General features: G+C 70.5%; 28 protein-coding genes. 17 read left to right on the top strand and 11 right to left on the bottom strand.

Annotated features, from left to right (window positions below):
• Positions 1-62: 62 nt before the first annotated feature.
• Together VFI59_16130 and VFI59_16135 are read left to right on the top strand one after the other, a co-directional pair.
• Positions 63-1,505 carry a TldD/PmbA family protein gene (locus tag VFI59_16130; protein HET6715222.1) on the top strand — a complete coding sequence of 481 codons (1,443 nt, stop codon included), beginning with the start codon at positions 63-65 and terminating at the stop codon, positions 1,503-1,505.
• Entirely contained in the window at positions 1,502-2,860 is a 1,359-nt protein-coding gene (locus tag VFI59_16135) for a TldD/PmbA family protein (protein ID HET6715223.1), read from the top strand. Before VFI59_16130 ends, VFI59_16135 begins: the two co-directional genes overlap by 4 nt.
• Here VFI59_16135 and VFI59_16140 read toward each other — a convergent pair.
• Positions 2,847-3,452 (bottom strand): hypothetical protein, encoded by a 606-nt coding sequence (locus VFI59_16140; GenBank protein HET6715224.1) that lies wholly within the window; start codon positions 3,450-3,452, stop codon positions 2,847-2,849. The two genes, VFI59_16135 and VFI59_16140, sit on opposite strands and share 14 nt — an antisense overlap.
• Positions 3,453-3,541: 89 nt before the next feature.
• On the opposite strand from VFI59_16140, the gene VFI59_16145 reads away from it, so the two are divergent.
• Positions 3,542-4,009 carry a CBS domain-containing protein gene (locus tag VFI59_16145; protein HET6715225.1) on the top strand — a complete coding sequence of 156 codons (468 nt, stop codon included), beginning with the start codon at positions 3,542-3,544 and terminating at the stop codon, positions 4,007-4,009.
• A gap of 181 nt (positions 4,010-4,190) precedes the next feature.
• On the opposite strand, the gene VFI59_16150 is transcribed toward VFI59_16145, so the two are convergent.
• Genes VFI59_16150 through dhaL (VFI59_16175) form a run of 6 tightly spaced genes read right to left on the bottom strand, consistent with a single transcriptional unit; the run spans position 4,191 to position 9,645 of the window.
• Positions 4,191-5,483, bottom strand: coding sequence for an FAD-dependent oxidoreductase (locus tag VFI59_16150; GenBank protein HET6715226.1), 1,293 nt, complete (start codon positions 5,481-5,483; stop codon positions 4,191-4,193).
• Between the two features lie 9 nt (positions 5,484-5,492).
• Complete coding sequence (locus tag VFI59_16155; GenBank protein ID HET6715227.1) at positions 5,493-6,164, bottom strand: HAD family hydrolase; 672 nt, start codon at positions 6,162-6,164, stop codon at positions 5,493-5,495.
• A 39-nt stretch (positions 6,165-6,203) separates the two neighbouring features.
• A complete protein-coding gene (locus VFI59_16160) occupies positions 6,204-7,034 on the bottom strand; it encodes a PHP domain-containing protein (GenBank protein ID HET6715228.1) in 831 nt (276 codons plus the stop codon).
• Between the two features lie 39 nt (positions 7,035-7,073).
• Positions 7,074-8,099, bottom strand: coding sequence for an alpha-hydroxy acid oxidase (locus VFI59_16165; protein ID HET6715229.1), 1,026 nt, complete (start codon positions 8,097-8,099; stop codon positions 7,074-7,076).
• A 50-nt stretch (positions 8,100-8,149) separates the two neighbouring features.
• Positions 8,150-8,962: an IclR family transcriptional regulator gene (locus VFI59_16170; GenBank protein HET6715230.1), complete on the bottom strand. Its 813-nt coding sequence runs from the start codon at positions 8,960-8,962 to the stop codon at positions 8,150-8,152.
• The gene (gene dhaL / locus VFI59_16175) at positions 8,959-9,645 is read right to left on the bottom strand and encodes a dihydroxyacetone kinase subunit DhaL (GenBank protein HET6715231.1); all 687 of its coding nucleotides are present in this window, start codon (positions 9,643-9,645) and stop codon (positions 8,959-8,961) included. Before dhaL (VFI59_16175) ends, VFI59_16170 begins: the two co-directional genes overlap by 4 nt.
• Before the next feature lie 184 nt (positions 9,646-9,829).
• Between dhaL (VFI59_16175) and VFI59_16180 the strand changes: the two genes are divergently transcribed.
• The 14 genes from VFI59_16180 to VFI59_16245 all read left to right on the top strand — a co-directional run bounded on the left by VFI59_16180 (position 9,830) and on the right by VFI59_16245 (position 22,490).
• Positions 9,830-10,561: an MIP/aquaporin family protein gene (locus VFI59_16180; GenBank protein ID HET6715232.1), complete on the top strand. Its 732-nt coding sequence runs from the start codon at positions 9,830-9,832 to the stop codon at positions 10,559-10,561.
• Positions 10,562-10,628: 67 nt separating this feature from the next.
• Complete coding sequence (dhaK, locus tag VFI59_16185; GenBank protein ID HET6715233.1) at positions 10,629-11,630, top strand: dihydroxyacetone kinase subunit DhaK; 1,002 nt, start codon at positions 10,629-10,631, stop codon at positions 11,628-11,630.
• 43 nt (positions 11,631-11,673) lie between these two features.
• Positions 11,674-12,324, top strand: coding sequence for a dihydroxyacetone kinase subunit DhaL (gene dhaL, locus VFI59_16190; protein ID HET6715234.1), 651 nt, complete (start codon positions 11,674-11,676; stop codon positions 12,322-12,324).
• A gap of 18 nt (positions 12,325-12,342) precedes the next feature.
• The gene (glpK, locus tag VFI59_16195; protein ID HET6715235.1) at positions 12,343-13,839 is read left to right on the top strand and encodes a glycerol kinase GlpK; all 1,497 of its coding nucleotides are present in this window, start codon (positions 12,343-12,345) and stop codon (positions 13,837-13,839) included.
• A gap of 14 nt (positions 13,840-13,853) precedes the next feature.
• Positions 13,854-14,087, top strand: coding sequence for a hypothetical protein (locus tag VFI59_16200; protein ID HET6715236.1), 234 nt, complete (start codon positions 13,854-13,856; stop codon positions 14,085-14,087).
• A gap of 33 nt (positions 14,088-14,120) precedes the next feature.
• A complete protein-coding gene (locus VFI59_16205; GenBank protein HET6715237.1) occupies positions 14,121-15,305 on the top strand; it encodes an FAD-dependent oxidoreductase in 1,185 nt (394 codons plus the stop codon).
• On the top strand, positions 15,302-16,060 hold the full coding sequence (locus VFI59_16210; GenBank protein ID HET6715238.1) for a succinate dehydrogenase/fumarate reductase iron-sulfur subunit: 759 nt from the start codon (positions 15,302-15,304) through the stop codon (positions 16,058-16,060). The genes VFI59_16205 and VFI59_16210 overlap by 4 nt, the downstream gene beginning before the upstream one ends.
• Positions 16,057-16,521, top strand: coding sequence for a succinate dehydrogenase (locus VFI59_16215; protein ID HET6715239.1), 465 nt, complete (start codon positions 16,057-16,059; stop codon positions 16,519-16,521). The genes VFI59_16210 and VFI59_16215 overlap by 4 nt, the downstream gene beginning before the upstream one ends.
• Complete coding sequence (locus VFI59_16220) at positions 16,521-16,892, top strand: hypothetical protein (protein HET6715240.1); 372 nt, start codon at positions 16,521-16,523, stop codon at positions 16,890-16,892. Before VFI59_16215 ends, VFI59_16220 begins: the two co-directional genes overlap by 1 nt.
• A gap of 6 nt (positions 16,893-16,898) precedes the next feature.
• Complete coding sequence (gene ptsP, locus VFI59_16225) at positions 16,899-19,448, top strand: phosphoenolpyruvate--protein phosphotransferase (protein ID HET6715241.1); 2,550 nt, start codon at positions 16,899-16,901, stop codon at positions 19,446-19,448.
• A 36-nt stretch (positions 19,449-19,484) separates the two neighbouring features.
• The gene (gene pgsA, locus VFI59_16230) at positions 19,485-20,096 is read left to right on the top strand and encodes a CDP-diacylglycerol--glycerol-3-phosphate 3-phosphatidyltransferase (protein ID HET6715242.1); all 612 of its coding nucleotides are present in this window, start codon (positions 19,485-19,487) and stop codon (positions 20,094-20,096) included.
• A 5-nt stretch (positions 20,097-20,101) separates the two neighbouring features.
• Positions 20,102-21,097 (top strand): NAD-dependent epimerase/dehydratase family protein, encoded by a 996-nt coding sequence (locus VFI59_16235; protein HET6715243.1) that lies wholly within the window; start codon positions 20,102-20,104, stop codon positions 21,095-21,097.
• A 79-nt stretch (positions 21,098-21,176) separates the two neighbouring features.
• Positions 21,177-22,136 carry a class II fructose-bisphosphatase gene (gene glpX, locus VFI59_16240; protein ID HET6715244.1) on the top strand — a complete coding sequence of 320 codons (960 nt, stop codon included), beginning with the start codon at positions 21,177-21,179 and terminating at the stop codon, positions 22,134-22,136.
• An 87-nt stretch (positions 22,137-22,223) separates the two neighbouring features.
• Complete coding sequence (locus tag VFI59_16245; GenBank protein HET6715245.1) at positions 22,224-22,490, top strand: hypothetical protein; 267 nt, start codon at positions 22,224-22,226, stop codon at positions 22,488-22,490.
• On the opposite strand, the gene VFI59_16250 is transcribed toward VFI59_16245, so the two are convergent.
• The 4 genes from VFI59_16250 to VFI59_16265 are packed head-to-tail and all read right to left on the bottom strand — an operon-like array spanning position 22,487 to position 25,171.
• A complete protein-coding gene (locus tag VFI59_16250) occupies positions 22,487-22,744 on the bottom strand; it encodes a hypothetical protein (protein ID HET6715246.1) in 258 nt (85 codons plus the stop codon). The genes VFI59_16245 and VFI59_16250 overlap by 4 nt on opposite strands.
• Before the next feature lie 8 nt (positions 22,745-22,752).
• Entirely contained in the window at positions 22,753-23,760 is a 1,008-nt protein-coding gene (locus VFI59_16255) for an LLM class flavin-dependent oxidoreductase (GenBank protein HET6715247.1), read from the bottom strand.
• 41 nt (positions 23,761-23,801) lie between these two features.
• Positions 23,802-24,602 (bottom strand): zf-HC2 domain-containing protein, encoded by an 801-nt coding sequence (locus tag VFI59_16260; GenBank protein ID HET6715248.1) that lies wholly within the window; start codon positions 24,600-24,602, stop codon positions 23,802-23,804.
• Positions 24,599-25,171: a sigma-70 family RNA polymerase sigma factor gene (locus VFI59_16265; protein ID HET6715249.1), complete on the bottom strand. Its 573-nt coding sequence runs from the start codon at positions 25,169-25,171 to the stop codon at positions 24,599-24,601. Before VFI59_16265 ends, VFI59_16260 begins: the two co-directional genes overlap by 4 nt.
• Between the last annotated feature and the right edge of the window lie 32 nt (positions 25,172-25,203).

Genomic DNA, 25,203 nt, shown 5'->3' on the forward strand with positions numbered 1-25,203 from the left:
GCCCCGCGTCGTCCGGGTCCTCGGCCCGGGGCCGATACGTTCCGGACCGGAGGGAGGCTCGCGTGCTCGACGTCGCGAAGATGGCCGTCGACGCCGCACGATCGGCGGGCGCCGATCTCGCCGATGCGCGCGCCGGGACCGACGAGAGCGAGTCGCTCACCGTCCGCAACCAGGAGATGGAGGGCATCGACCGCTCGACATCGACGGGGGTCGGGATCCGGGTGCTGGTGGGCGGGCGCTGGGGCTTCGCCGCCACCGCCCGGCTCGATGACGCCGAGATCGCTCGCACCGCGCGGCTCGCCGTCGAGATGGCCAAAGCCGCGCAGCGCCTGCCCGGCGACGCGGTCTCGCTGACGCCGGTGGACCCGGCCACGGCCTCGTGGCGCACGCCCGTGAAGGAGGACCCCTTCACCGTGCCGCTCGAGGAGAAGGTCGCCCTGCTGATGGAGGCCTCGCGCGTGATGCAGGGTGTGCCCGGACTCTCCTTCGCCGAGGCCGGCCTCGACTTCTTCCGCCGCTCGACCTGGTTCGCTTCGAGCGACGGCGCCGCGATCGAGCAGGTGATCACGAACTCGGGCGGCGGCATCGAGGCCGTCGCGGTCGCCGACGGTGACATGCAGCGGCGCAGCTATCCGAACTCGTTCCGCGGACACGTGAAGGCGGCCGGCTACGAGCACATCCGCACGTTGGGCCTGATCGAGGAGGCCGAACGTATCGGTGCCGAGGCCGTGGCGCTGCTCTCCGCGCCCGAGTGCCCGAGCGAGGTCACGACCCTGGTGCTCGACTCGGGTCAGATGGAGCTGCAGATCCACGAATCGATCGGCCACCCGATCGAGCTCGACCGCGTGCTCGGCATGGAGGAGGCCTACGCCGGGTCGTCGTGGCTCTCACCGGACGACCGGGGGAAGGTGCGGTACGCGAGCGACCTGGTGTCGATCACGGCCGACGCCACGCTGCCGGGAGGGCTCGGCACCTTCGGCTTCGACGACGAAGGCGTGCCGGCCCAGCGCGTGCCGATCATCGTCGACGGCATCTTCGAGAACTTCCTGTCGAGCCGCGAGACCGCAGGCGTCGTGGGCCAGACCTCGAACGCCACGAGCCGGGCCGACGGGTGGAGCCACCTGCCGCTGATCCGCATGACGAACATCTCGATCGAGCCCCGTGAGGGAACCCTCTCCGAGATCATCGGCGACACGGATCGAGGCATCTTCATGACGACGAACAGCTCGTGGTCGATCGACGACAAGCGCATCAACTTCCAGTTCGGATGCGAGCAGGCGTGGCGCATCGAGCACGGCGCCCTCGCCACCCCGTACAAGAACCCGAACTACACGGGCATCACCCCGGAGTTCTGGGGGTCGTGCGACGCGATCGGTGGCGCCGAGGACTGGGTCGTGTGGGGCACGCCGAACTGCGGGAAGGGGCAGCCCGGACAGGTGGGCCGGGTCGGGCACGGGGCCTCCCCGGCGCGGTTCCACAACGTGCAGGTGGGGGTGCGCGGGTGAGCGGTGCCGGGGGCGTGCTCGGCCCCGACTCGTTCCGTCGGATCGCCGGCGGCGCCCTGGAGCTGCGGGGCGCCGACGGGGTCGAGGTGCTGCTGATGCACGAATCGGGCGGGCTCACCCGGTTCGCGAACTCGGAGATCCACCAGAGCATCGCGCGCGAGGACACCGGGCTGCGTGTGCGCGTCGTGAAGAGCGGCCACGTCGGGGTGGCTGCCTCCAACGAGGCCACACCCGAGGGCGCATTAGCCGCCGCCCGCAGCGCGCTCGAGATGGCGGAGGTCGTCGCGGCCGACCCTCAGTGGCCGGGGCTCGCACCGCCCGCGCCCGCCCCAGACGTGGATCGGTTCTTCGAGGACACCGCCTCGGCCTCACCCGCGATGCGGGCGGACGCAGTCGCGCAGCTGATCGGAGCGTGCGCCCCCGACTGCAGGGCGGCCGGCGCCTACGAGACGATCGCCGTCGAGCTGGGGCTCGCGAACAGCGAGGGCCAGTTCTGCTGGGCGCCGTCGACGCTGGCCTCGCTCACAACGGTCGTCTCCGGGCCTGACGGCGGCAGCGGGTTCGCCGAGGTCTTCGCGGGTTCGACCGGCCCGATCGACGCCGGCGCGATCGGTCGCACAGCCAACGAGAAGGCGGTCGGGTCCGCCTCTCCGCGGGCGCTCGACGCCGGGACGTACACCGTGGTGCTCGAGCCCGCCGCCACGGCGACGCTCGTGGGCTTCCTCGCATGGGTGGGTTTCGCCGGGCGCGCCTACATCGAGGGACGCTCCTGCTTCGACGGCAAGGAAGGCCGGCAGGTCGCGGCGCCGTCGGTGTCGATCTGGGACGACGGCACCGACCCCCGCACGCTCGGGGTGCCGTTCGACTTCGAAGGCACCCCGAAACAGCGGGTCGATTTGGTCGGCGACGGCGTCTTCCGCGGCGTCGTGTACGACCGGCGCACCGGCAAGGAAGCTGGCCGCCCGTCGACCGGCCACGGCCTGCCGTCGCCGAACCCCGAGGGACCCTTCCCGCTGCACCTGTTCATGGGCACCGGCGACGCGACGGTCGAGGAGATGGTCCGCTCCACGGAGCGAGGACTCCTCGTGACCAGGTTCCACTACTCGAACATCGTGAACCCGATGGAATCGTCGATCACGGGCATGACGCGCGACGGGACGTTCCTGATCGAGCACGGTGAGGTCGTCGGGCCCGTGCGCAACCTGCGGTTCACGCAGTCGATCCTCGGGGCGCTCTCGAGCGTCTCGATGGTCGGGCGCGAGGCGCACCTCGCGAGCGAGTTCTTCTTCAGCGCTTCACGCGTACCTGCACTGAAGGTCGACGAGTTCCACTTCTCGGGGGTCAGCGACCACTGAGATCGGGACGGTCCGGGGTCGCCTCCGCCTCGCGCAAGCGCTTGGCCTTCCGGAGCGTGCGCACGATCACCCAGACGCTGCCGGCGGCAACGGCGAGCAGCACAACGATGCCGATCGCTGCGGCCACCCAGAGCCAGCCCCCCGCGCAACCGAGGTCGGCTTCCTCGATGAACTCCTGTCGCGTGCGGTAGACGCCCTCGTCGTCGATCACCCGGTCGGGCGACAGGCTCGCCGTGCGGAACTCCACCTCGGTGTCGGGCATCGAGCCCGCGTACTCCACGGTGGCGACGTAGGCGTCGTCCGGATCGAGCACGCCCTCGAGCGGATCGCGCTCGCGCATCGACGGCGGCACGACACCGACCACGAAGACGGGGACGACCGCGCTCCCGCCTCCCTCGATCCGCCACCGCACGGGTCCGTCGAGATCGGCGACCTGCACGGCCTCGATGCGCTCGTCTGCGCACTGCGGCGCCAGGATCACGGCCTCGCCTTCGCGGTTCGCCCGCACGCCCACCGTGGCATGCCTCATCGAACACGACGGCACGAGCACCGCGAGCATGAGCGAGACGACGAGAGCCCTGATGCCGTGCACGGAACGGTTCTACGACGGCCGAGCCTGTCGACGCGGTAGGCTGACCGCCTCCAAAGGTTCCGAGCCCTTCCTCGAGGAGGCAGGCAACGATGCAGGTCGCCGACGTGATGCATACCGACGTGAAGACGGCCGACGCCGAAGACACGTTCGCCGACGTCGCCAAGACGATGCGCACGAACGGCATCTCGTCGGTGGTGGTGCTCGACGGGAAGAAGCTCGCCGGCATCGTGACCGAGCGCGACATCGTGAACCTGGTGGCCGCAGGCGGTGATCCCCACTCGGTGAAGGTGGCGCACGGCATGACCCGGCGCGACCTCGAGACCGTGGCCCCCAAGATGGACCTCGCCGACGCCGCCGAGCACATGGTGGCGCGGAACATCCGTCACCTGCCGGTGGTCGACCGGGGGCGAGTGGTCGGCATCGTGTCGATCCGCGACCTCACGCGGTGGGCCGCCGAGGAGCTCGCGAGCGGCGCTGAGATGCCCGACATCGCACGGAGCCACAAGGCGCTGAAGGCCGCGAGCGAGCTGCAGAAACAGCGCCGCAAGGGCGCGTAGGGCCCGGCCCGGGTCGGCGCCAACGGCAGCGCCTGCCTTGCTCGCGTTCCGGTGACTTGGGCAAGGGCTTCCGTGTTCCGTCGCAGGGGGTGCTGCGGACACCCTGCCGAGTGGCGACGAGGCTCCCTGCCGAGTCGGCTCGGGTCGCCGCTCTCGACACCCGGCCCCAAACCCCCCGGGGCTATCCCTCCGACGCTCTCTCGAACGCCTCCGTCGGGTCGTGCAGCGACCCCAGCGCCGCCACGTCGCGTGGGAAGAACAGCGACAGCGTCCAATCGAGCACGACGCGCACCTTCCGGTTCAGCGTGGGCAGCTGCAGCAGGTGGTACGAGCGGGTCACGAACCACGCCGGGAACCCGCGCAGATGCACACCCATGACGACGGCGACCCCCCGGTACCGCCCGAGTGAGCACAACGCCCCCAACGCCTTGAACCGGAAGGGCTCCACGTCGCGGCCCTCGATCGTCGCGAGCACGTTCGCCGCGAGCCGCCTGCCCTGCCGCGTCGCGTACTGCGCCGACGGCGGGCAGAACCCGCCGGTCACGAGGTCCGGCACGGCCGCGGCATCGCCCGCCGCCCAGATCACGCCCTCGAACCCCTGCACGCGCATCGCGGCGTCGACCCGCAGCCTGCCGTGATCGTCGACGGGTAGGTCGGAGAGTGCCGCGAGCGGTTCGGGCTTGACGCCTGCGGTCCACACGAGCGTCTCCGCCGGGAACGTCTCCCCGTCACTCAGCCGCACCACCCCGCCCTCGACCGAGTCCAGACGCGTGTCCGTCTTGATCTCGATGCCCCGCTCGGCCAGTTCCCGCGCGGCCCACGTCCCGAGATCGCCGCCGATCTCGGGAAGGATCTCATCGAGTGCCTCGACCAGCACCCAGCGCGGCTCATCGGGTCCGATCTCCGGCATGTGCTTCAGGGCCCATCGGCAGAGGTCCTCGAGCTCCCCCAGGGCCTCGACCCCGGCGTACCCTGCCCCCACGAACACGAACGTGAGGGCGGCCCGGCGCCGCGGGTCGCGCGGCGGACGCTGCGATGCGGCCTCGAGCCTCGACAACACGTGGTTGCGCAGCAGGATCGCCTCGCCGAGCGTCTTGAACCCGATGCCGTGGGCCGCGAGTCCGGGCACGGGCAGCGTGCGCGAGCGCGACCCCGGTGCCAGCACGAGCTGGTCGTACGGCAACTCGAACCGGTCACCGTCGACGCCCCGCAGGTGCAGCAGCCGGTGCCCGACGTCGACCCGCTCGACGTCGCCGACGACCACCCGGGCGTGTCGGAGCGCCGAACGCAGCGGTACGACCACGTGACGGGGCTCGAGCGTTCCCCCCGCGGCTTCCGGTAGCAGCGACTGGTAGAGGAAGACGTTCTCCGTCGAGACCACGGTGAGGGAATGCCCTCCCGAGCGCAGCCGCTGCTGCAGCCCCCGCGCCGCGTTCAGTCCGGCGGCGCCTCCCCCCACGATCACGACGTGCATGGCCCGACGTTACGACCAGGAGACGAGCAACGCGGGAACCTCGCCGAGATCGTCGATCGACGCGTCGGCCTGCGAGAGCTGCGCTTGGGTGGGCTCGTCGGGCGCCTCCCCGCGGAGCACCCACACCGCCCGCATGCCCGCGGCCTTCGCCGGACACACGTCGTAGTCGAGACGGTCGCCCAGCATCACCGAGCGCGCCGGCGACACGCCTGCGGTGTAGAGCACGTGCGAGAAGAGCCGAGGGTCGGGCTTCTGCAGGCCGAGGTCGTCGCTCACGCCCCAGACCTCGAAGAACCGCGTCAGGCCGTCGCGCTCCATCGCCCGTCGCACCGACGACGGTTGGTTCGCGATCACCCCGAGCCGGAAGCGTCCCTCGAGCGCCTCGAGGCACGGCACGACGTCGGGGTAGAGCGCGGTGGGCGGATATGCCCAGTAGCGCGCGGCGCGCGCCTCGACGGCGGTGAGGTCGTCGATGGAGCCCAGGAACCGCGTCGTGAGCCGACGTCGGAAGGACTCCGACTGCTCTGCCCGGGCTGCCGCGTACTCGAGGTCGAACTCCTCGTCGGTGAATTCGGCGCCGGACTCGCGCAGGGCACTCCGCCACGAGCGCGCGTACACCGTGTCGTCGTACATCACTCCACCGATGTCGAAGAACACCATCTCGAGCGCCGGATCGGTCACGGTGGGCATCGTAGACGCACCCGCGGGCCGGACGAGGGCTCAGCGGCCCGCGCGCCGCTTCAGCTCGTCGACGAGCTCGACCGGCGTCGTGTTGCACCCGAGCCGGAATCCGTATCGGGCCCCGTGGCAATCGCTCGACCCCGTCGGCACCAGGTCGAGACGTTCGGCCATCGCTCGGTAGGAGGCGCGGGTGGCCTCGTCGTGGTCGGGATGGTCGACCTCCAGTCCGACCATGCCACCCTCGGCCATCTCCTCGATCAGTTCATCGGGCACGGAACCGTTGCCCTTCCACATCGCGGGGTGGGCGAGCACGCAGACGCCCCCCGCATCGCCGATCAGCCGCAGGGCCTGGACCGGGTGCAACGCATGCTTCGGCACGTACGCGAGGCCACCGTCGGCGATGTACCGATCGAAGGCTTCCTTCTCGGTCTCGACGATGCCCGCTTCGACCATGGCCTGTGCGACGTGGGGGCGAGCGATCAGGTCGTCGCCCGCGATCTGCCGCACGTCGTCGAACGAGATCTCGTAGCCCGCCTCCTGCAACTTCTCGATCATCATCTCGCCGCGCCGGAACCGGGTGTCGGTGAGCCGCTTCAGCTCCTCTTGCAGAGGTTCGTGGGCGGGATCGACCCAGTAGCCGAGCACGTGCAGGCTGGCCCCGTCGTACTCGGCCGAGAACTCGATGCCGGGCACGATCTCGAGACCGGTGCCGTGGGCCGCGGCCGCCGCCTCGTCGAGGCCGGCGAACGTGTCGTGGTCGGTGACGCCGAGGCCGGCCATGCCGCGCTCGAGCGCGAGCCTCACGTTGTGGGTGGGCGTCTCCGTGCCGTCGCTGAAGGTGGAGTGGGTGTGGAGGTCGTATCCGCTCATCCCCAGATGGTCCCAGACAGCGCTCGCGGGACCGACCGACTACGGTGCAGGCGTCACGAGCGCCCGGCCGATCTCGTCGACCGAGCGGCACCCGGTCAGCGCCATCGCGTTCTCGAACTCTGCACGGAGGATCTCGAGCACACCCGCGACCCCCGCTTCCCCATCGGCTGCGAGACCCCAGATCGTCGGGCGTGCAACGAGCACCGCGCTCGCGCCCAGCGCCAAGGCGGTGAGCACATCGGTACCGCGCCGAACGCCACCGTCCATCAGCACCGGCACCCGTCCCGCGACCTGCGCCGCCACCTCGGGCAGGGCGTCGAGCCCCGCCGGCGACCGGTCGAGCTGGCGCCCTCCGTGGTTCGAGACGACGATCGCGTCGGCGCCCGCCTGCACGGCGAGCTCGGCGTCCTCCGCGGTGAGGAGACCTTTGACGATCACGGGCACCCCGGGTGCTCGATCCTTGATCCAGCCGAGGTCGTCCCACGTGATCGACGCGTCGAACAGGTAGTCGCTCGCTCCGATGCCGATCGGCATCACGAACCCGCTGCGCGTGTCGCGGTGCCGCAGCCCGTTGACGACGAAATCGACGGTCCAGCAGATCGCCTCGTATCCCGCCGAGACCACGCGCCGGAGCATCGCCTCGGTGAATCCACGATCCTCCGCCACGTAGAGCTGCCACCACTTCGGGCCGTCGCTCGCGGCCGCGACATCCTCGAGGTAGGACTCGGCGGTCGAGGACACGACCATCACGGTGCCGACGGCGGCCGCCGCCCGAGCGGTGGCGAGCTCCCCGTCGGGATGCGCGAGTCGCTGGTAGGCCCACGGCGCCACACCGACCGGGAACCGCAACGTCGAGCCGAGGATGCCGGTCGAGGTGTCGGGAGACCCCGCGCCCCGAAGGAACCGGGGGCGCAGCATCCACCGGTCGAAGGCGCGTCGGTTCTCCGCGAGCGTCCGCTCGTCGCCGGCCCCGCCTTCGTAGTAATCCCAGACGTCCGCGGCGATCGCGGCGCGCGCGACCGGCAGGTAGTCCTCGACCGTGACGTACCGGGGGGTTTCGCTCATCGGCGGGAGCCTATCGTCGGCGCCCCATGTCCGGACACCACACTATCGACCTATCGACGGGCAGCCCCGCTCCTCGCGCCGACGCGACCGGCGCCCATGTCGCGGGAGAGACCCCGCGATGTCTCGCGCACCGCCGCGACGACCGCGGCGGCGTGCCGCCCCTCGGGCAGGAGCCGTTCGACCGGGCCCACGACGCCGATCGCCCCGACGGAGTGGCCACGGTCGTCGAAGACCGGTGCAGCGATCTCGGCCTCTCCGACGATCGCCTCGCCGTCCTCGAGTGCGGTGCCTTCCTCGGCCACCGAGGCGAGCATCGCTTCGAGCACGGTGGGGTCGGTGACCGTGCGACCGGTGAGCGGCACAAGCTCCGACCCGAGCAGCGCCCGGCGCGATGCCTCCGGCAGATACGCCACGATGGCCTTGCCCAGAGCGCACGCGTGCCACGGGATCGAGGCGCCTACCTCGAGGATCTGCACCGAGTTGTCGGGGCGGAACACGTGATGCACGATCAGCACGTTCGACCCGTGCAACACCCCCACGCGCACCGCGTCGCCGACCCGCGATGCGAGCGAGTCGGCCCACAGCAGCGACCGTGCCCGCAGCTCGTGGTTGTCGAGGAACGCGTTCCCCAGCTGCAGCATCGCCGGCCCGAGCCGGTACTTGTCGGTCTCAGGATCCTGCTCCACGAGCTCCTGCGCCTCGAGCGTGCGCAACAGGCCGTAGGCCGTGCCCTTCGCGAGCCCGAGACGCTCGGCCACCTCGGTGACGCCCATGCGCGACGTGCCCGTGCCGAGCACCTTGAGGATGCGGGCGGCGCGCTCGACCGACTGGATCGTGCCTCTGCGCGGTGCCGAACCGGTCAACGACCACCGTCCAACGATCGTGCGAGGGCAGCGAACAGGTACGAGGTCGAGGTTGCCCCCGGATCCTGGTGCCCCACGCTCCTCGGTCCGAGGTACGAGGCCCGGCCCTTGCGCGCCTGCATCGGCACCGTCGCACGCATGCCCTCGCGCGCGGCCTCGGCCGCTTTGCGGGACGCCGTGCCCCCGTCGCCGCCGGCGCGCAGCTCCCGCTCGAACGCCGCGAGCGCCGGCGCGTAGGCGTCGACGATCGTCTTGTCGCCTTCCTCCGCCGCCCCCAGCCCCTGGATGCCGTCGAGGCCCGAGCGCAGCGCCTTCAGCAGGTCCTCGGCATCGAACGACTCGACGTCGCCGAACGCCTCCCCGGCCCGGCGCAGACACGTGCCGAACAACGGTCCGGCCGCGCCTCCCACGCGATAGATCAGGGTGCCCCCGACCCGGATCAACAGCTCACCCGCGGGAAGGTCGGAGGTCGCGTCGAGGTCGGTCACGGCGGCCGAGAATCCGCGATCCATGTTGATGCCGTGGTCGGCGTCGCCGATCGCCGCGTCGAGCTGGGTCAGGAAGTCCCGGTTGGCGGCGATCTCGTCGGCACATCCGCGAACCCAGCGCCGGATGGTAGTGGCGTCGTACACGTCGAACACCCTCTCACGCCCGTCGTCGGCCCGTTCTGTCACCGCCGCCACCATCGAACCGCCTCCAGGCCGTGTCAACTTCCACTTTCGAGTGTTCGACGATACCGAACGATGTTCTCTATGGTCGATGTTGCGACGGTATGACGGGACTATTGACAACTTGTTGCGAACAGAGTTGGCTCGCCTCGACATGGTCCCGACGGTGGGGCCCGGTACGGAGGGGGTGGTCGCTCAGATGTTCCTCGGAGAGGTGGTCGGCACGGCGGTGCTGATCTTGCTCGGCGACGGGGTCGTCGCCGGGGTGCTGCTGAACAAGTCGAAGGCGCAGAACGGCGGATGGATCGTCGTCACCTGGGCATGGGGGATGGCGGTCTTCATGGGCGTGCTGGCGAGCGTTGCGGTGAGCGGCGGCGTCGCGCACCTGAACCCCGCCGTCACGATCGGCCTCGCCTCGATCGACCTGGTCGAGTGGAGCGACGTGCCGACGCTGATCGCAGGTCAGTTCCTCGGCGCGGCGATCGGGGCCTTGCTCGTGTACCTCTCATACCTCGTGCACTGGGCCGACACCGACGACCCGGGTCTGAAGCTCGCGGTGTTCTCGACCGGGCCGGCGATCCGCAACACGGCCGCGAACCTGATCACCGAGATCGTCGGCACGTTCATGCTGGTGTTCGGGATCCTCGCGATCGTGCCGCAGGTCTTCGCCGCGGACCTCGCCACGGGAGGGTGGCTCGAGACCGGCGCCTTGCCCGTCGGCCTGCTGGTCCTCGTCATCGGCCTGTCGCTCGGCGGACCGACCGGGTACGCGATCAACCCCGCCCGCGACCTCGGCCCGCGCATCATGCACGCGATCCTGCCGATCGCCGGCAAGGGCAGTTCCGACTGGGCCTACTCATGGATCCCGGTCGTCGGGCCGATCGTCGGCGGCGTGCTCGGCGCGCTGGCGGCCGACGCGGTCTTCGGTTGAGAGACGGTCGGGCGGGGGGGTCCGTGAGCCCTCCCGCCGCCCCTCCGCGACGGGAAGCGAGGCACGCATGAAGAAGTTGATCAACGACCCGGCGAACGTCGTCCGGGAAGAGCTCCAGGGCATCGAGGCGGCCCACCCCGACCTCGTGAAGGTGTCGTACGACCCGTACTTCATCACCCGGGCCGACGCCCCCGTGCAGGGCAAGGTCGCCCTCATCTCGGGGGGAGGGTCCGGACACGAGCCGATGCACGGTGGATTCGTCGGCGCGGGCATGCTCGACGCCGCCTGCCCCGGCGAGGTGTTCACCTCTCCCACCCCCGACCAGATGGAAGCGGCCACCAAGGCCGTCGACGGCGGGGCCGGCGTCGTCCACATCGTGAAGAACTACACCGGCGACGTCATGAACTTCGAGATGGCGGCGGAGCTCTGTCGCGCCGAGGGCACCGAGGTCGAATCCGTCGTGGTCGACGACGACGTGGCGGTACAGGACTCCCTGTACACCGCGGGTCGTCGGGGAGTGGGCACGACCGTACTGATGGAGAAGATCGCCGGTGCGGCCGCGGAACAGAAGCGGCCCCTGAAGGAGGTCGCCGACATCTGCCGAGAGGTGAACGCCAACGGCCGCTCGATGGGCATGGCGCTCACGTCGTGCACCGTGCCGGCGGCGGGCAGTCCAACCTTCGAGCTGGGCGACGACGAGATCGAGATGGGCGTCGGCATCCACGGCGAGCCCGGGCGCGAGCGCATGAAGATGAAGCAGGCGTCGGAGATCGTCGACATGATGGCGACCGCGATCGTCGACGACCTTCCGTTCGGCAAGGGCGACCAGGTGCTGGCGTTCGTGAACGGCATGGGCGGCACACCCATGCTCGAGCTGTACGTGGTCTACAACGAGCTCAACAAGTTCCTCTCGGGCCGCGGCATCACGATCTCGCGGAACCTGATCGGCTCGTACATCACCTCGCTCGAGATGGCCGGGTGCTCGATCACGCTGCTGAAGCTGAGCGACGACTTCACGCAGCTGTGGGACGCTCCCGTGAAGACGGCCGGTCTGCGGTGGGGGGTCTGAACCCCTCGCCCCCGGCGGGCGGAACGGAGGGATCGGCGCCGAGATGAGCGAGGGCACGGGCATCTCCTACGACGCCGTCGTGGCGTGGCTGAAGGCCTTCGCGGCGACGATCGCCGAGAACAGGGCCTACCTGACCGAACTGGACTCCGCGATCGGCGACGCCGACCACGGCATCAACATGGATCGCGGGTTCCAGGCGGTGTTGGCGAAGCTCGACTCGTCCCCGCCCGGCGACGTCGGCGCCCTCTTCAAGGTCGTCGGCATGACCCTCGTCTCGACCGTCGGCGGGGCCGGCGGGCCCCTCTACGGCACGTTGTTCCTGCAGCTCGGCATCGCGACGGCCGGCAAGGATCCGATCACGGCCGACGACTGGGCGGCCGCCCTCGCCGCCGCGGTCTCGGGCGTGCAGGCACGTGGGAAGGCGGAGCCCGGCGACAAGACGATGGTCGATGCGCTGATCCCCGGCCGTGACGCGTTCGCCGCCGCGATCGCAGAGGGAGCGGACCTGCCCGCGGCGCTCCGTCGTTCGGCCGATGCCGCCGAGCAGGGCATGACCGACACGATCCCGCTCGTCGCCCGCAAGGGACGGGCGAGCTACCTCGGTGAGCGCAGCGCCGGGCATCAGGATCCCGGCGCGACCTCGAGCTACCTGTTGCTGCGAAGCGTCGCCGACACTTGGGTCGGCGACGCCTGACAACGGAGGAGGCCCCAGATGGCTGAGTACGTCGGAGCCCTCGACCAGGGCACGACCAGCACGCGCTTCATGATCTTCGACCACGGCGGCCAGGTCGTGGGGGTCGACCAGAAGGAACACGAGCAGATCTTCCCCAAGCCTGGCTGGGTCGAGCATGACCCCGCCGAGATCTGGACCCGCAGCCAGGAGGTCATCGCCGGCGCCCTCGCGAAGGCGAGTCTGTCGGCGGGCGACATCGCTGCGATCGGCATCACGAACCAGCGTGAGACGACGGTGGTGTGGGACCGCTCCACGGGACAGGCGATCCACAACGCGCTCGTGTGGCAGGACACACGCACCGACCAGATCTGCAACGAGCTCATCGCCGACGGCGGCCAGGACCGCTTCCGCGAGAAGACGGGGCTCCCGATCGCCACGTACTTCTCCGGCCCGAAGGTCCGATGGATCCTCGAGAACGTCGAAGGGGCGCGGGCTCGAGCCGATGCCGGCGAACTGGCGTTCGGCAACATCGACACCTGGTGCATCTGGAACCTCACGGGCGGCGTCGACGGTGGCCAGCACGTCACCGACGTGACCAACGCCAGCCGCACCATGCTGATGAACCTCGAGACGCTGGATTGGGACGACGATCTCCTGAACTCGATCGGCGTGCCTCGCTCGATGCTGCCCGAGATCCGCTCTTCGAGCCAGGTCTACGGTGAGGCGGTCGGCGCGGCGGCGGGCGTCGCAGTTGCCGGCGATCTCGGCGACCAGCAGGCGGCCCTGTTCGGCCAGACCTGCTTCGATGTCGGAGAGGCCAAGAACACGTACGGCACCGGGTCGTTCCTGCTGCTGAACACGGGGACGGAGGCGGTGCAATCGAAGAACGGGCTGATCACGGGCGTGGGCTACAAGATCGGAGACCAGCCTGCCGCATACATGCTCGAAGGCTCGATCGCGATCACGGGTGCCCTGGTGCAGTGGCTGCGCGACAACCTGAAGATGATCGACGCCTCACCCGACGTCGAGGCGCTCGCGCGGACCGTCGACGACAACGGAGGCGTCTACTTCGTGCCCGCGTTCTCGGGTCTCTTCGCCCCCTACTGGCGCAGCGAGGCTCGAGGCGTGATCGCGGGACTCACCCGCTTCGTCAACGCCGGGCACATCGCGCGTGCCACGCTCGAGGCCACCGCGTGGCAGAGCCGCGAGGTGGTCGACGCCATGAACGCCGATTCCGGCGTCGAGCTCACCTCGCTGAAGGTCGACGGAGGCATGGTGTACAACGACCTGCTGATGCAGACACAGGCCGATGTGCTCGGCGTGCCGGTGATCCGCCCGACCGTGGCCGAGACCACATCACTCGGCGCCGCCTACGCGGCCGGCCTCGCGACGGGGTTCTGGAGCACGATCGACGATCTGCGCGGCAACTGGGGCAAGGACAAGGAATGGACACCCGTCATGGACGCGGCCGAGCGTGAGAAGGAGTACGCGATGTGGAAGAAGGCCGTGACCCGCACCTTCGACTGGGTCGAGTGAGCCGGGAGGTCGCGATGAGCGAGAAGGAACACGACGAGCACGAGGGCACGTTCGCCGAAGGGCAGGCCGAGCACGACCCCGACACCGACACCCACGGCGACTTCGCCGAGGGCCAGGAGCAGGAACATCACGAGCCCGAGGAGGTCGAGAAGGGCACGTTCGGCGAGGGCCAGGCCGACGAGGACGAGCGCCCCGACACCCCGGAGCGCGGCGACTTCGCGGCTGGCCAGGAACGGGAGGACGACTGATCCCGATCCTCCTGATCGTGGCATGATCCGCCGATGAACGGGGGTGCGGGCTCGACTCCACACATCTTGATCGTGGGCGGCGGCGGCACCGGTGGCGCCCTCGCCCACGATCTGGCCCTCCGAGGCGCGCGCGTGACCCTCGTCGAGCGCGGCGAGTTCACGTCAGGCACGACCGGGCGCCACCACGGCCTGCTGCACAGCGGGGCGCGCTACGCCGTGAACGATCAGGAGTCCGCGGTGGAGTGCATCGAGGAGAACATGCTGCTCCGCCGCATCGCGCCCGGGTCCTTCGAGGAGAACGACGGGCTGTTCGTGGGCGTGACCGACGAGGACATGACGTACCTGCCCGGCTTCCTCGCGGGGTGCGAGGAGACCGGCATCCCGACCCAGGTGCTGCAGCCGGACGAGGCACTTCGCCTGGAACCTCTGCTGAACCCGGCGCTGAAGGTCGCGGTGCGCGTACCCGACGCCACGATGGACGCGATGCGCATGCCGCTCCGGTTCTTCGCCACGGCGAAGGCGAACGGGGCCGACCTGTTGAGTTGGGTCGACGTGATCGACCTCGAGCTCGCGGCGGGGGTCGTCTCGGGGGCGCGGGTGCGCGACCTCGTCACCGGCCGTGAGACCCGCATCGGCGCCGACCTCGTCGTGAACGCGACCGGTCCATGGTCGGAGCAGGTCGCGCGCATGGCTGGGGTCGACGTGCCGATCCGCCCCTCGCCCGGCGTGATGCTCGCCGTGCGAGGGCGGCTCTGCAACATGGTGATCAACCGGCTCCACAGCTCGGGAGACGGGGACATCGTGGTGCCCCAACGCGCTCTGTCCGTCATCGGGACGAGCTCGTGGGTGGTCGAGGATCCCGACGATCTCGGCGTCCCCTCCGACCACGTCCAACGCATGATCGACGAGGGGTCGGTGCTCGTGCCGGCGGTGCGTGAGGCGCCCTATCGCTCTGCCTGGTCCGCCGCTCGTCCGCTGATCGGTTCCCGTGACGATGCAGATTCGGGACGTGAGCTCTCCCGCACCTTCAAGACGATCGACCACGCGGTCGACGACGGCGTCGAAGGCTTCGTCACGATCACCGGCGGGAAGGGCACGACGCTGCGGGGCATGGCCGAGGTCTGCGCCGATGTGGTGAGCCGCAAGCTCGGCATCGAGACCGCGTGCCGCACGCGAGACACGGTGCTCCTCCCCCACACGGCGGCGTTCGCGGCATGACGGACGACGCTGTCACGACTCGACGGCTCCGCGTGCACCGATTCAAGCGCGGCGACCACCAGCCCCACATCGAGGAGCACGACGTGCCGGTGGACGAGCGCACGACGGTGCTCGAGGCTCTGCGATGGATCCAGCTCCACCAGGACCTGACGCTCGGGCTGCGGCATTCGTGCTTCCATGCGTCGTGCGGCACGTGCGGGGTCCGCGTGAACGGCAAGGAGCGGCTCGCGTGTGTGACGAAGCTCTCCGACATCTCGGGCACGGTCACCGTGGACCCGCTCGCGAACCTGCCGGTGCTCCACGACGTGGTCGTCGACATGGGGCCGTTCGTGGCGCGCTACCCAGAGCCGCATCCGATCGTGCGGGGGAGCGAGTTCCTGTCCGAGTCCCGCACGGCCGACGGTATCGACGAGCACGAGCGCTACGAGGACTGCATCGAGTGCGGGCTCTGTCTCTCGGCGTGCCCCGTCGCCGCGACCGATGACACGTACCTGGGCCCCGCCGCCCTGGCGTACGCGCAGCGGCTGCTCGAGGAGGCGCGCGGCGCGGATCGTGACGCGATCCTCGACTGGGCCGACCAGGACACGGGCGCGTGGCGATGCCATGCCGCGTTCGAGTGCACGGAAGCCTGCCCGAGCGACGTGCGACCCGCCCAGCGGATCATGGCCCTGCGCAAGGAGCTGCGTCACCGCAGGAAGGATCGCGATCTCGAGGTGCCCGAGCGCCCGTCGAGCGCGAGCGAGGCCTCGGCATGAACGGGTCGCATACCCCCGCGCCCGAGCGCGATCCCGGCGTGGAGGAGATCCTGCGCAGCCGTCGCGAGGCGGGCCCGGTGCCGCGGAAGCTGCCGGGGCCCGTCGCCTGGTTCGACGTGCGTCGCCGCAGCACCGGCCATCTCGCGTTCTCGATGAATCGCATCACCGGCCTCGGGATCGTGTTCTACCTTTACCTGCACCTGGCCGTGCTGACGCTGCTGCTCGGAGGCGAGGACTCCTGGAACGACTTCCTCGAGATCGCGACGACGCCGTTGTTCCTCGGGCTCGACGTGCTGCTGGTCTTCGGCCTGCTCGTGCACGGCCTGAACGGCACGCGACTGGCGCTGGTCGGGAGCGGCTTCGTGACGAGCCACCAGAAGGCACTGTTCTGGTCGCTCATGGCGTTCGGCACGATCCTGCTCGTCTACACGGCGCTCCACGTCTTCGGGGCCGGCGGCTGATGGCGACGGCCACCCCACAACGGTCGACGAGGTCTCGCAGCTGGCGATGGACAGCGATCACCGGGATCTCGCTGCTGGTGCTCGTGACGATCCACATGGTGGCGCACCACTTCGTCGTCGAGGAGGTCGGCGGCCTGCGCACGTACCAGCACGTGCTCGACTACGTCAGCACGCCGATCATCTTCGTGATCGAAGGGGTGTTCCTGGTCGTCGTGACCGCCCACGCGATGCTCGGCCTGCGCTCGGTGCTGCTGGACTTCGGGCTGTCGGACCACCGGCGGCGGTTGCTGGAACGCGGTCTCGTCATCCTCGGGGTCCTGACGGTCGCGTACGGGTTCGCGCTGATCGGCGTGCTGGCCTCGAGGGCCTGACGGGTCGTGGTCGGCGTCGTCATCGTCTCCCACAGCGCCCGCATCGCCAAGGGCGTGGCCGAGCTCGCGCGTGAGATGGGCGGATCCGAGGTGAGGCTCGAGACGGCCGGCGGACTCGAGGCCGTCGAAGGGCCCGATGGTCCCGAGCATCCGATCGGCACGGATGCGGTCCTCGTGATGCAGGCGATCGAGCGGGCATGGTCCGACGACGGCGTGCTCGTCCTGATGGACCTGGGCAGCGCGGTGCTCTCGGCCGAGATGGCCGTCGATCTGATCGGCGACGAGCGGCGTGACCGGATCCTGCTCTGCGAGGCCCCGCTCGTCGAGGGTGCCGTCGCGGCGGCGGTCACCGCCAAGCTGGGCATGCCGCTCGAGGCGGTCGCCGCGGAAGCCCGTTCGGGGTTGGCAGGCAAGATCGCCCACCTCGCAACCGATGCAGAGGAGGGCGCGAGACCAACCGTGGCCGGCGAGCCGTCCGGAGAGCCCGGCGCGGCGTCGGCCGAGGCCGGTGCGACCGCGGTAGCCGTGTTCCCCGTCGACCTCCCCCACGGGCTCCATGCTCGGCCTGCCGCCCGTTTCGTGCAGACCGCCGCCGGATACGAAGCCTCCGTGAGCGTGCGCAACGTCACGACCGGTGTCGGCCCTGCCGACGCGAGCAGCCTGAACGCCGTGGCGACGCTCGGCGTGCGTGCGGGCCACGAGGTCGAGGTGCGAGCCGAGGGGCCCGGTGCGAGGGACGCGATCGCCGAGATCCGGGCGCTCGCCGCTCGCCGGTTCGACGAGCCGCTCGATGCCACGGCGGTGGAGACGGCGGCGCTGCCCGAGCCCGTCACCGAGCCGGATCGAGGAACCGCCGGGGCTTTCGACGAGGGCGTGGTGACGGGCTTCGCCGCCTCGCCCGGCGTCGCCGTGGGCGAGCTGCGTCGATTCCACACGCCCCCCCTCGACGTGCCCGAGACCGCGGGGACCGACCCTGCCGAGGAGCACGCCACGCTCGACGCCGCCCTGCGCGCGACCGCCGATGCGATCGTGGCGCAGCGCGACGCGGTCGCGCTGCGCGCCGGCGAGGACGAGGCCAGCATCTTCGACGCGCACCTGCTGTTCCTGCGCGACGAAGCCCTGCTCGGGCCGGCCCGCCGGGCGATCGCCGAGCGAGGCCGCACCGCGGCCGTCGCATGGCGCGACGCGGTCGACGCCGTGGCCGCCGAGTGGGACGTGCTCGACGACGAGTACATGCGTGCGCGGGCGATCGACCTGCGCAGCGTCGGCGCGCAGGTGCTGGCCCGCGTCCTCGGCGTGCCCGTGCCGGCGCCCCGGCTCGACGAACCCGGCATCCTCGTCGCCGCCGACCTGACGCCCGCCGACACGGCCGGGCTCGATCCGGCGATGACGCTCGGCATCGTCACCGTCCACGGCGGTCCGACCTCGCACGCCGCCGTGCTGGCGCGCGCGCTCGGCATCCCGGCGGTCGTGGGCGTCGGACCCCGCGTGCTCTCGCTCGCCGAGGGTTCGTCGCTGGCGGTCGATGGCGCCAGCGGCGAGGTCGTCGTCGATCCTCCGCCCGACGTCGTCGCGCGGTTCGAGTCCGAGCGACGGGAGCGGGCCGAGCGCCTGGCTGGGTTGTTGGCGAGCGCGGGTGAGCCCGCCACGACCATCGACGGTACGACGGTCGAGGTGGCGGCGAACGTCGGCGGACCGGCGGAGGTGGCCGCCGCCGTCGCCGCGGGCGCCGACGGCATCGGGCTGTTCCGCACCGAGTTCCTCTTCATGGACCGCGCCGCCCTGCCGGACGAGGACGAGCAGGAGGCCGCCTACCGCGCAGCCGGCGAGGCGCTCGACGGACGGCCGCTCCTCGTCCGCACGCTCGACGCGGGCGCCGACAAGCCGGTCGCCGCCTTGGGACAGGCGCGCGAGGAGAACCCGTTCCTGGGGGTGCGCGGCATCAGGCTCGGCCTCGCTCGCCCCGAGCTGCTGCTCGCACAGCTCCGGGCGCTGCTCCGCGTCGCCGTCGATCACCCGGTCCGCGTGATGTTCCCCATGATCGCGACGACCGGCGAGCTCGAGGAAGCTCGCGCCGCACTCGATCGAGCGCGTCGGGAGACGGCCCTCGACCCGGCGATCGAGGTCGGCATCATGGTGGAGGTGCCGTCCGCCGCCCTCACGGCCGCCAGCCTGGCGGCGGACGCCGACTTCTTCTCGATCGGTACCAACGACCTGACCCAGTACACCCTCGCGGCCGATCGAGGCAACGAGCACGTGGCCGCGCTCAACGACCCTCTGCATCCGGCCGTGCTACGCCTGATCGCGGCCACGGCCGACGGTGCCGAGACGCACGGCCGATGGGTAGGCGTCTGCGGCGAGCTCGCCGGTGACGAGCTCGCGACCGCGCTCCTGCTCGGGCTCGGGGTGCGGGAGCTCTCGATGGCAGCCCCGGCGATCGCGAGCGTCAAGGACGCCGTCCGCTCGACGACCGTCGCCGACGCCCGGGCGATCGCCGCCCGGGCCCTCGCGTGCACGACGGCGGCCGAGGTCCGCGATCTGCTCGGCTCGGCGTAGCGTCGGGTCGAGCCGGTACGATTCGCTCACGAGGCCATGAGGAACCCCGACGAACGAGCCGCCGCCTTCCTCGCGTTCATCACGTACCTGCGCATCGCGCTGACTCCGGTGGTGATGGGCATGGTGCTCGTGCACGACCCGGCCCCGTGGGTCGAACCCACCGCCGCGCTGCTGTTCGCCGTCGCCGCCGCCACCGACTTCGTCGACGGGCGGCTCGCCCGCCGGTGGAAGCAGACCACCACGTTCGGCAGCTTCCTCGACACCGCCGCCGACAAGCTGCTCGTCTCAGGGGTGGTGCTCGCGCTCGTCGCCGTGGACCACGTCTCCGCCTGGATCGCGTTCGTGATCGTGGGCCGCGAGTTGCTGATCATGGGGCTGCGGGGTGCGGTCTCCGCCTCCGACGGCATCGTGTTGACCCCATCGATGTGGGGGAAGTGGAAAGCGACGATCCAGTTCGTCGCGATCACCTTCGCGATCTGGCGGCCCGACATCCGCATCGGCGACTGGTACCTCGACCAATGGCTCATGGCGGTCGCGGCCGTGGTCACGATCGTCTCGGCGGTGCAGTACCTGGTGCGGTTCCATTCGGTGCTGTCGGGCCGCACCTCGACGGCACCAGGGCGCGACTCGGCCGCGTCGGGTCGCTGAGACCCGTGCCGGGACCGGTCTTCGTCACGGGTGCGTCGGGGTTCCTGGGCGGCGCCCTCGTCCGACGGATGCTCGCCGAAGGGCGGCAGGTGCGTGTGCTCGCGCGCTCGGAGGAGACGGCGGCGATGCTCGCAGCGCTCGGGGCCATGGTCGTGCGGGGCGACCTCTTCGACCACGAGGCTCTGCTGCGGGGGATGCGTGGGTGCGGCACCGTCTTCCATGTCGCGGGTGCGAACGCGATGTGCGCACGCGACCCGGGCCCGATGCTCCGCGTGAACGTCGAGGGCGCCGCCGCGGTGGTGCGCGCGGCGGCGGCGGCGCGGGCATCACGGGTCGTGCATACCTCGTCGGCGACCACGATCGGCGAACGGACCGGGCGGATCGGCCGCGAGGACACCCCGCATCGCGGCACCTTCCTCTCGAACTACGAACGCTCGAAGGTCCTGGGGGAACGTCGCGTGCTCTCGCTCGGGGAGAGGCTCGGGGTGCCGGTCGTGTCGGTGAACCCGTCGTCGGTGCAGGGACCGGGCCGGACGGGAGGCTCAGCGTTGCTGCTGCTCGACATCGTGAACGGTCGCCTGCCCGTGCTCGTGAACACCTGGCTCTCGGTGGTCGACATCGACGACTGCACCGACGCCCACCTGCTCGCCGAGCGCGACGGGGTGCCCGGGAAGCGCTACCTCGTGAGCGGCGCGTCGTTCGACGTGCGCACGGCCGTGACGCTACTCCGGCAGGCCTCCGGCCATCCGCGCAGGGTCTGGTTCGCCCCTCGCGCACTGGCTTCGATGGGTGGCGCCGTCGCCGGCGCGATGGCGCGCGTGTTGCGGCGCGACGGCCGCATCTGTCACGAGACGGTACGCACACTGCTGCACGGGCACCGCTTCGACGCGTCGCTCGCCGAGCGGGAACTCGGCCTGCGGTACACGCCGATCGAGGTCACGATCCGGCGCACGCTCGCCTGGTACTCGGATCGAGGCCTCGCGCCGCCACCGATAGGATGAAGTCGCACGCGTCCACACGGCAGCCGCGGAGAACGAGGAGGAACCCGTGAATGAGGCCCGTCCGGACCGGAACCTGGCGATGGAGCTCGCACGTGTCACCGAGGCAGCGGCGCTGGCGGCCGGGCGCTGGATCGGACACGGCGACAAGATCGCGGCCGACGCGGCCGCCGTCGACGCGATGCGTCTGATGATCGACACCGTCTCGATGAACGGCACCGTGGTGATCGGCGAGGGCGAGAAGGACGAGGCCCCGATGCTCTTCAACGGCGAGGACGTCGGCAACGGTGACGGCCCCGGCGTCGACGTGGCGGTCGATCCGATCGACGGTACCCGTCTCACCGCGGTCGGCCAGCCCAACGCGGTGGCCGTGATCGCGCTGGCGGAACGGGGCACGATGTTCTTCCCGGGCGCCGCGGTCTACATGGAGAAGATCGCCGCCGGGGCCGAGGCGGCGGGGGTGATCGACGTGACGGCCCCGCCCGAGGAGAACGTGCGTCTCGTGGCGAAGGCCAAGGGCGTCAAGCCTGAGGACGTGAGCGTGACGATCCTCGACCGGCCACGCCACTCGGATATGATCGATGCCGTGCGCAGCGTCGGCGCGCGCGTCTTCCTGATCAGCGACGGCGACGTGGCCGGAGCGATCGCAGCGGCGGCGCCGCGCACGGGGATCGATCTGCTGCTCGGCATCGGCGGCACACCCGAGGGCGTGATCGCGGCAGCGGCGCTGAAGTGCCTCGGCGGAGCGATCCAAGGCCGCCTGTACCCTCGCGACGACGCCGAGCGCCAGGCGCTGATCGACGGCGGGTTCGATCTCGAGGCGGTCCTCACGGCTGACGACCTGGTGAGCGGTGACGACGTGTTCTTCGCCGCGACGGGCATCACCGACGGTTCGCTGCTGCGCGGCGTCCGATACTGGCCCGATGGCGCGACCACCCACTCGATGGTGATGCGCTCACGTTCGGGCACCGTCAGGTGGGTCGAGGCGGAACACCGTTTCGAGAAACTCGAACGGTTCTCCCCCATCGCCTACCGCCCCTGAGAACCAGCGCTCGTCGCGCACGCCTGGTGGAACCCTCTCGGTTGCGCGTATCCTGAGCCCGGTCCCGACGATCTGGGGGGGGAAGGGATGGCCGAGAAGACGATCCTCGTTTGCGACGCGTGCGGCAAGCCCGCCGCGGAAACCATCACGATCAAGGTCTCACGCGGCAACTTCGTGAAGGACCTCTGTTCGAACCATGTGAACGAACTGGTCACGGGAGCCCGCAAGCCGCGACCGGGACGTCGCAAGGGTGTGGTGGCCGGTCGCGCCTCCGCATCGAGCGCGAAGAAGCCCACGAGTCGAACGGCCACCGGGAAGCGCCGCGGCCGCCCTCCGAAGCAGAAGGCCGGCTAGTCTCCTTCACCGCCCTCGCTCGGCGATCGAGCGAGCTCGTACACGCCCGTGCCGGCGGCCTGCAGCACACCCTGCTGCACACCGCGACGGAGCGCGGCGAGCAGCTCCCGGCGAACGTTGGGCGTCCTGAACGGGTCGAGCAACCCCGCCCGCAGGGCGCGGTCCTGGATCACCGTCCAATGGAGCGGTTCCGAAGCATCTCGGAGCACGGAGACCGCCGATGCCAGCGTGTCGTCAGACGAGCCGTCGTCCATGGATCCCGTCATCCCAGGTCACGGAACGGTGCGATGACCTGCTCGGCGAGCAGGTCGACCATCTCCGGCTCGTGCACCGAGAACGGCAAGATCCACGGCGCGACAACGATCTCCTCCACCCCGACGGCCCCGAACTCGCGGATCCGCTCGATCGCCTGCTCCGGCGTGCCCGAGAGGGTGTCGGCCCGCCATGACGACTCGGTCTCGTCGCGCATGGCATCTCCCGGCATGGCCGCTCTGCCGCGTTCGAACACCGCCCGGAAGGCCTCCTCGGTCTCACCCAACAACGAGTAGAGTCCCACGGAGAACCGGAAGGTCGCCGGATCGCGGTCCTCCCGCTCACATGCCGCGCGGGCAGCCGTGGCACGTTCGCCGTACGTCTCGGGGGACCACCGCCACACGGCGTTCCATCCGTCGGCGTAGCGGGCGGCGAGACGCAACAGGCGTGGCCCCCCCTTGCCGCCCACCCAGACGGGGATGCGCGACTGCGTGGACGCCGGTCGTAGGTGCGCATCACGCAGCGAGACCGTGCGGCCCTCGAACGTGGCCGGGCCACCGGAGAACAGCGCGTGCAGCACCTGCAACGACTCCTCGAGCGCGTCGAAGCGTTCGCCGACGGAGCCGTATCGATAGCCGAACGCGGTGAATTCTCGCTCGAGCCAGCCGGCCCCGAGGCCGAGCTCGAGCCGCCCGTGAGAGATGGCGTCGATCGTCGTCGCCATCTTCGCGAGGATCGACGGGTGACGGAACGGGGCACCCAGCACGAGGGTTCCCATGCGGATCCGTTCGGTCACGGTCGCCAGTCCGGCGATCGCGGTCAGGGGCTCGACCGCCGCGATCGGCGTCGGATCGGCGCCGTATCGATCGAACGAGTAGTAGAAGTGGTCGGAGACCCAGATCGAATCGAACCCGAGGCGTTCGGCGCGCGCCGCCCAGTCGCACATCGCCTCGAACGTGATCGGAGCTCCTCCTGGGAGCGAGAAGCCGTAGTGCGGGAGGCTGAGGCCGAATCGCATGCGAGGAGGATACGGCTCGCGAGTCGGCGACCGGCGCCTGGCTAGGGACCAGGGCTCGTGACGGTCGCGCGCGTCTGCATCAAGCCGCTCATCACGATGTCGCCGTCGACGTCGCGGACGACCACCGAGTCGTACCCCACGAGCTCGTCGAACTCCCGCATCACGATGCCGGCGCCACTGTCGTCGAGGTCGCCCTTCTCGATGCGACCGACCATCAGCACGCCGTCGTCACCGCGGAGCCGAACCGTGAACGGCAGCTGCTCCCTGGCCTCCTGCGGCACGCCGTTCACGAGCACGATGGACATGTCGATGATCGATGGCGAGACGAGCGTGAGGGCGCTCCCCCCTCCGCCACCGGTGGCCGACGGACTCAGCGTGCCGAGGAACACCTCGTCCTCCGGATCTCCGAACTCGGCGGAGTTCAACAGGTCCCGGAACCGCTCCACGGCGCTCTGGGAGCGAAGCGTCTCGAGCTGCACGAGCCGATCGGAATCCGCGGCCCGGTTGGCCATCACCGCGCCCCAGCCCGTGCCGAGCACCGCGAGCATCCCGGTCAGGGCTGCGATGAGCGTGAGCCGGCTGCGACGGGGCGTCGATGGCCGGCGGTCGCGCTGCTCGACGGCCTGGTGCACGGCAGCGATGGTCCGTTCCTCGAGCTCCACGGGCGGCGCGAGCGAGGCGACCCCGAACGCGAGGGTGGCGGTGGCTCGCTGCAGCTCGCCCGCTTCCTTCCGGCAGGCGGCGCACCAGGCGAGATGGCGGTCGACGGGCGCGACGTCGCGCGGGGACAAGGCCCCCAGGGCATGCTCCGCCAATCGATCGCGCACCGTCGCGCAGTTCACAGCAGTTCCTTGCCCTCGTTCGCCTTCCGTACCTTGATCATCGCCGAGCGCAGCCGGGTCTTGACCGTTCCGAGCGGGATGCCGTCGGATTCCGCGATCTCGCGTGCGGTCATCCCCCGGAAATACGCGCGCGCCACCAGGCGACGCTCGGCCTCGGTGAGCGAGGATAGCGCCCGCAGCGCCGCGTCCCGTTCGATCAGCACGGCTTCCTCGTCGAGCCCAGGAGCATCGGGCACCTCGTCGACGAGCACGAGGGTGGGCCGGGAGACGCCGGTCTCGCGACGGAGCCGATCGACCGCGAGGTTGTGCGCGATCGTCATCAGCCACGTCGAGAGGCGCCCCCGCGAGGGGTCGAACCGCGCTGCCTTGCGCCACGCGGTGAGGAAGACGTCCTGCGTGAGCTCCTCCGCCGACTCCCGCGTACCAAGCAGCCGGTAGCCGAGCGAGTAGATCGGTCGACCGTACCGCGCGTAGAGCGCGCGGATCGCGTCGTCGTTGCCGGCGAGGAGCCCTTCCATCAGTTGCTGTTCCTCTTTCGGGAGGAGCGGTCCGTCGTTGCGAGCCTGCACCCGGTGTTCCTTCCGGTATACGGAGCCTCGGA

This window comes from Actinomycetota bacterium, from assembly GCA_035697485.1.
Classification (GTDB): domain Bacteria; phylum Actinomycetota; class UBA4738; order UBA4738; family HRBIN12; genus JAOUEA01.

Bases quoted from the DNA above. Each gene is read 5' to 3' on its own strand.
- VFI59_16210 (HET6715238.1), top strand. From the start codon at position 15,302: ATGACGGACGACGCTGTCACGACTCGACGGCTCCGCGTGCACCGATTC.
- VFI59_16215 (HET6715239.1), top strand. From the start codon at position 16,057: ATGAACGGGTCGCATACCCCCGCGCCCGAGCGCGATCCCGGCGTGGAG.
- VFI59_16150 (HET6715226.1), bottom strand. From the start codon at position 5,483: ATGCACGTCGTGATCGTGGGGGGAGGCGCCGCCGGACTGAACGCGGCG.
- VFI59_16145 (HET6715225.1), top strand. From the start codon at position 3,542: ATGCAGGTCGCCGACGTGATGCATACCGACGTGAAGACGGCCGACGCC.
- VFI59_16220 (HET6715240.1), top strand. From the start codon at position 16,521: ATGGCGACGGCCACCCCACAACGGTCGACGAGGTCTCGCAGCTGGCGA.
- pgsA (HET6715242.1), top strand. From the start codon at position 19,485: ATGAGGAACCCCGACGAACGAGCCGCCGCCTTCCTCGCGTTCATCACG.
- VFI59_16255 (HET6715247.1), bottom strand. From the start codon at position 23,760: ATGCGATTCGGCCTCAGCCTCCCGCACTACGGCTTCTCGCTCCCAGGA.
- glpX (HET6715244.1), top strand. From the start codon at position 21,177: ATGGAGCTCGCACGTGTCACCGAGGCAGCGGCGCTGGCGGCCGGGCGC.
- VFI59_16250 (HET6715246.1), bottom strand. From the start codon at position 22,744: ATGGACGACGGCTCGTCTGACGACACGCTGGCATCGGCGGTCTCCGTG.
- dhaL (HET6715234.1), top strand. From the start codon at position 11,674: ATGAGCGAGGGCACGGGCATCTCCTACGACGCCGTCGTGGCGTGGCTG.
- VFI59_16160 (HET6715228.1), bottom strand. From the start codon at position 7,034: ATGAGCGGATACGACCTCCACACCCACTCCACCTTCAGCGACGGCACG.
- VFI59_16245 (HET6715245.1), top strand. From the start codon at position 22,224: ATGGCCGAGAAGACGATCCTCGTTTGCGACGCGTGCGGCAAGCCCGCC.
- VFI59_16165 (HET6715229.1), bottom strand. From the start codon at position 8,099: ATGAGCGAAACCCCCCGGTACGTCACGGTCGAGGACTACCTGCCGGTC.
- VFI59_16180 (HET6715232.1), top strand. From the start codon at position 9,830: ATGTTCCTCGGAGAGGTGGTCGGCACGGCGGTGCTGATCTTGCTCGGC.
- VFI59_16200 (HET6715236.1), top strand. From the start codon at position 13,854: ATGAGCGAGAAGGAACACGACGAGCACGAGGGCACGTTCGCCGAAGGG.
- dhaK (HET6715233.1), top strand. From the start codon at position 10,629: ATGAAGAAGTTGATCAACGACCCGGCGAACGTCGTCCGGGAAGAGCTC.
- VFI59_16205 (HET6715237.1), top strand. From the start codon at position 14,121: ATGAACGGGGGTGCGGGCTCGACTCCACACATCTTGATCGTGGGCGGC.
- glpK (HET6715235.1), top strand. From the start codon at position 12,343: ATGGCTGAGTACGTCGGAGCCCTCGACCAGGGCACGACCAGCACGCGC.